The sequence below is a fragment of the Emticicia sp. genome (assembly GCF_049241225.1).
Classification (GTDB): domain Bacteria; phylum Bacteroidota; class Bacteroidia; order Cytophagales; family Spirosomataceae; genus Emticicia.
Window position 1 is genome coordinate 18,653 of sequence record NZ_JBMLRC010000457.1, and the last position, 4,853, is coordinate 23,505.

Consider the following 4,853-nt stretch of genomic DNA (forward strand, 5'->3'; position numbering starts at 1 on the left):
CACGCTGGTGAAGTTTATGACCGAGAAAAAGAGTTTTGGCAACAAGCCGAAATGCTTATCGGAATGCTTGATGCTTACCGCTATCTGAAAGACGAAAAATATTGGGATGCTTACGTAAATATTCACCGTTTTGTATTCGATAAAATGATTAATCATAAAGTGGGTGAATGGTGGCCATTGATGACTCGCCAAGGTGAACCAATTTGGCGACACATGAGCCATTCATGGAAAATCAACTACCACGATGTGCGAGCAATGGTGCAGTCGGTGGTGAGATTGAATAAATTGTTGGGGGAATAAAAACTATTTTTATAATCTTTCTACAAGTTGCTACGTTCTTGATAAGAATTTTGAACGTAGCAACTTTCTAAATCTACCATGAAAAAAACTTTACTCCTACTTCTGATTACACTTACAACTTTCGCCCAAAAAGAAAAAGTAAGTATTGGGCTAAACGTAGTTCCTTTTGCTCTCAATCGAACATTTGATATTCCCGTAGAATATCGCTTTGATTCAACAAAAAGCATCACCGTAAATCTGGGGGCAACTTTTAATAACCCACAAGATTATGCACTTTGTTTTCAGTGTGCTGGCCGCCCATTGATAAAATCGTTAGATGCTTTTGCTCTCAAAATAAATTATCGAAAATATTATAAAAGTAAGCGTAAAAGTCAAAAATTTTATGGTTTGGGTGCGGTTATGAGCTATTATGACAAGAACTATGATACTGGTGCTAACAGTGGACCTGATTTATTCCAAAAACTAAGCAAAGAATCTTTCATCTTTAGTCCAAATCTTCAATTAGGTAGGTCTTTATTCCTGAATAAAAGCTTTAATCTTGACTTCGGTACTCAGTTGAATTTTCCAGTAAAATATAAAGGTTTTGTGGAACCTCCACACTACACGCCTACTCGTGGTATGGGCATCATCAATTTCTTTTTGGTACTGAAAGGCAAATTTAGATAAGTACTTACAAACCAACTTTCCATAATTTTGAAAATAAAAAATGACTAATTTTTATTCATAAATGCTTGAAGTTTGTAATTTCAAGCATTTATTTTTTTCAGCAATTTTAATAACAACAAACTTAGAATTACTATGTAATTCTATTATTCATGAATCGAAGAAGAATTATTTTTAGTCTCTATTTTATCTCGATATTCTTTGATATTTATGGTCAAATAAATGAGCATTATTGGTTAGTTTTTATATTTAAGTCGCTTGAAATGCCGCTCCTGGCCTATTATTATTATCAATCGAGATTTCCTAAGATAGAAATTATAGATAGGCTTTTATTATTATCGATAGCTATTTCTTTCTTGGGCATTTGGGAGAGTTACTTATTAAATCCAAATGCTTTTACTATTAACCTAAGTTCGGGTATATATATTATTGAAGGGCAAATTAATCTTTTTATCTTATCAAAACTTAATAAGTATTCACACACAAGTAATAAAAATGATTCATGGCGATTCGGTGTAGCATTGATTATTGCCATAAGCTTTATTTATCTCCTGTTCCCTCGATTTGCAACACTTACACAAGTCTTAGTTATGATTATCATGATTCAGCTAGGTCTAACTATTATCTATGGATTCTTAAAAAAGGGTATTCATTATGCTATCTCATTAAGTATTATTACAATTATTTTATCGAATATTTTATCTGTAAGTGGTGTTTTTCTTATACCGATTCGCAACGATTACCTTTGGGTAATGGGTCTAGCCTATATTTCTAAACTTCTCTTCGTAGAAGGAGTTCTTAAAACCTTAGAGTCTATCAATAAATAATAGAAATAATCTTGCTACCTTCATGAAGGTAAAACCAAACTAATTAATTACTTTTCCGAACCAATACTTAAATACTCCGTCAGACCATCGGTGCAGACGGTTACTATTCAATCAAAACCTTACAGAAACAATGAATACGAATTCATCTCGTCGTTCGGCACTCAAAAATATTATTGGAGGAACAGCCGTAGCATTTTCTCCGATGACATTCAGCGAGGTTTTCGCTGCCAACGAAAAAGCACTCGGTGCCGACCTCAACGGCAAAATCAATCACTCGGTTTGTCGTTGGTGTTATTCAAAAGTTCCTTTGGAAGACCTCTGCAAAGCAGCCGTTGCGATGGGAATCAAATCAATCGAGCTACAGGGCCCCGAAGAATGGCCAATCTTGAAAAAATACGGCCTGACTTGTGCCATGCCATGGGGAGCAGGAAAAGGCATCAATGATGGTTTCAATGACCTCAAACTACACGATGAATTGGTGAAAAGTTACGAAGAAATCTTCCCGAAATTGAAAGAAGCAGGGCTGGATAAAGTTATCTGTTTTTCGGGAAATCGTAGAGGAATGTCGGACGAACAAGGGCTCGAAAACTGTGCCATTGGTTTAAAAAGATTAATGCCTTCGGCCGAAAAATATGGCATTACCGTAACGATGGAATTGCTCAATAGTAAAGTAAACCACAAAGATTATATGTGCGATACTACCAAATGGGGAATTGCGTTGTGCGATAAAGTTGGTTCGGAAAGATTTAAGTTGCTTTATGATATTTACCACATGCAAATCATGGAAGGCGACGTAATTGCAACGATTAAGAAGTCTCACAAATATTTCTCGCACTACCACACGGGTGGTGTACCAGGTCGTGCTGAAATTGATGATACACAAGAGCTAAATTACCCAGCCATCATGCGTGCAATCGTAGAAACGGGCTATAAGGGTTTTGTAGGACAAGAATTTGTACCAAAACGCCCAGATGCTCTCGCATCGCTCAAACAAGGCGTAACGATTTGTGATATTGCTTGATAGTCAGTCCACGGTCGATGGTCAACAGTCCACAGTTTTTCTACAACAAAACTATGGACTGTGGTCTATCGACCATCGTCTTTTTATATCTTCGTAAACTTAATATTCAGCTTCTTTTCAATTTCTTTAATCATTTTTAGGTCATCACGAGTGACGAAAGCAATCGAGATTCCTCGCTTGCCTGCACGAGCCGTACGACCGCTTCGGTGCGTGTAATACTCCATTTGGTCGGGTAATTGATAATGAGCCACGTAGGCCAATGCTTCAATATCAATGCCACGAGCGGCAATATCGGTCGCTACCAAAATCTGTACTTTTTTGTTTTTAAAAGCCCGCATTACTTTCTCACGGTCACGTTGTTCTAAATCTCCGTGAATAGCCTCAGCCGCAAAATGCTTTCCTATCAGTTTTCTCGTAACTACCTCAACATCAGCCTTTGTTCGACAAAAAACAATGCCTCGTGCCGCCCCTTGCGACTGCAAGAATTGCACTAAATAATCGAACTTTTGGTTGAGTTCACAGATAAAAAACTGATGTTCAATTAATCCATTAACTACTTCAGTTTTACTTACTTGAATAGTCTGCGTATCGGGCGACATATACTTCATAATCAGCCAACGGAGGTCGTCGGGCAAGGTTGCCGAAAACAACCAAGTATTGCTATTTTTATGAACTTTATTCAAGATTTTATCTAAATCGTCTTTAAAACCCATGCTTAGCATTTCGTCGGCTTCGTCTAAAATTACGGTTTTGACGTGGGTTAAATCAACGGCTTCTCTGGCCAATAAATCGGTCAGACGCCCTGGAGTTGCTACCAAAATTTGCGTCGGACGTTGAAGATTACGAATCTGAATATCTATTTTTTCACCACCATACACTGCTTCCGAAAACACTTTGTCGGTGTATTTGGTCATCTTGAAAATCTGCTTGGCTATTTGCTGACAAAGCTCACGTGTAGGCGATAAAATCAAGGCCTGAATGTGCTTGTCGTTGGGTTTTATTCGCTGTAAAAGCGGAATACCAAAGGCAACGGTTTTTCCTGTACCCGTTTGGGCTTGGCCAATAAAATCAGATGTATTTTTGAGCAAAAACGGAATTGCTTTTGCTTGAATTTCGGTAGGCTTCGTGATTTTCATTTCGGCCAAAGCCTTAATCAAATTCTCCGAAACACCGATTTGTTTGAATGTTTCCAAAACTCTTTTGTATTATTTGAGCCACAAAGGTACATAAAATACAACGATTTTAGTTTATGCTTCTTGATTAACTAAGTTTTTTAAGACCTCAACAAATTTCAGTAAATCTTGCTTTGTGGTGGCAATTCCGACCGATACACGCGTAGCTCCACGCATTTTTCCTAAAAACTTCATCATATCATAATAATCGCCTTTTTCATGACTGTAAAAATACTCCGACATTTCTTCCTTAGTTATCAAATTATTGATTTCATCAATTCCAGGGTTACAAAAACACCCCGAACGAATGGAAATCTTATTATCGGCTGTCATTTTTTCGATTTTGTGTAGAGGAAATACTTGACCATTCACATCGAAGAAATTCATTATCATGTTACCTCCACGGTTCGAAAAATCAGTTGGACCGAATATTTTCACCAACGATTTCCCATTATTGTGCTTGAGCTTTGCAAGTTCTTTATGTAGAAAAATTGTCAGGGTACGTATACGTTGAGTAATTCGTTCTATTCCGATACTTTCGATATAATCAAGTCCGATTTTAATGGCGGGTAAATTTGTGTAATTTACGGTACCATCTTCGAATCTTTCGTGACTATTAGCCAAAATTTTCTTTTGTGCAGCCACCGAAACTAAAGTTACAGTGCCACCCGCAAACCACGGTTTACGGAGTTTATCAAAAGCTGTTTTCCGAATTAATAAGCACCCGATACCCGTCGGATAACCAAAGATTTTATAGAAAGAAACCGAAACAAAATCTGGTTTATAGACCGATAAATCAAGCCTTGAAGTAGGGACAAAAGCCGCAGCATCAAGCAATACATCGAAGCCTCGGTCTTGTGCATAGCTTAT

General features: G+C 37.4%; 6 protein-coding genes. 4 read left to right on the top strand and 2 right to left on the bottom strand.

Annotated elements, in window-relative coordinates; all coding sequences use genetic code 11:
* From ACOVO2_RS23455 to ACOVO2_RS23470, 4 genes are all read left to right on the top strand, one after another.
* Window positions 1–300, top strand: a 300-nt coding sequence (locus ACOVO2_RS23455; RefSeq protein WP_421772304.1) for an AGE family epimerase/isomerase, incomplete at its 5' end; no start/stop codon positions are given.
* 78 nt (window positions 301–378) lie between these two features.
* Window positions 379–966: a DUF3575 domain-containing protein gene (locus ACOVO2_RS23460; protein WP_421772305.1), complete on the top strand. Its 588-nt coding sequence runs from the start codon at window positions 379–381 to the stop codon at window positions 964–966.
* Between the two features lie 149 nt (window positions 967–1,115).
* Window positions 1,116–1,790, top strand: a complete 675-nt coding sequence (locus tag ACOVO2_RS23465) for a hypothetical protein (protein ID WP_421772306.1) — start codon at window positions 1,116–1,118, stop codon at window positions 1,788–1,790.
* A 130-nt stretch (window positions 1,791–1,920) separates the two neighbouring features.
* Window positions 1,921–2,811, top strand: coding sequence for a hydroxypyruvate isomerase family protein (locus ACOVO2_RS23470; protein ID WP_421772307.1), 891 nt, complete (start codon window positions 1,921–1,923; stop codon window positions 2,809–2,811).
* Between the two features lie 83 nt (window positions 2,812–2,894).
* On the opposite strand, the gene ACOVO2_RS23475 is transcribed toward ACOVO2_RS23470, so the two are convergent.
* Together ACOVO2_RS23475 and ACOVO2_RS23480 are read right to left on the bottom strand one after the other, a co-directional pair.
* Complete coding sequence (locus tag ACOVO2_RS23475) at window positions 2,895–4,004, bottom strand: DEAD/DEAH box helicase (RefSeq protein WP_421772308.1); 1,110 nt, start codon at window positions 4,002–4,004, stop codon at window positions 2,895–2,897.
* Between the two features lie 54 nt (window positions 4,005–4,058).
* Window positions 4,059–4,853: aminotransferase class V-fold PLP-dependent enzyme (locus ACOVO2_RS23480; protein ID WP_421772309.1), on the bottom strand; the 795-nt coding region annotated here is incomplete at its 5' end.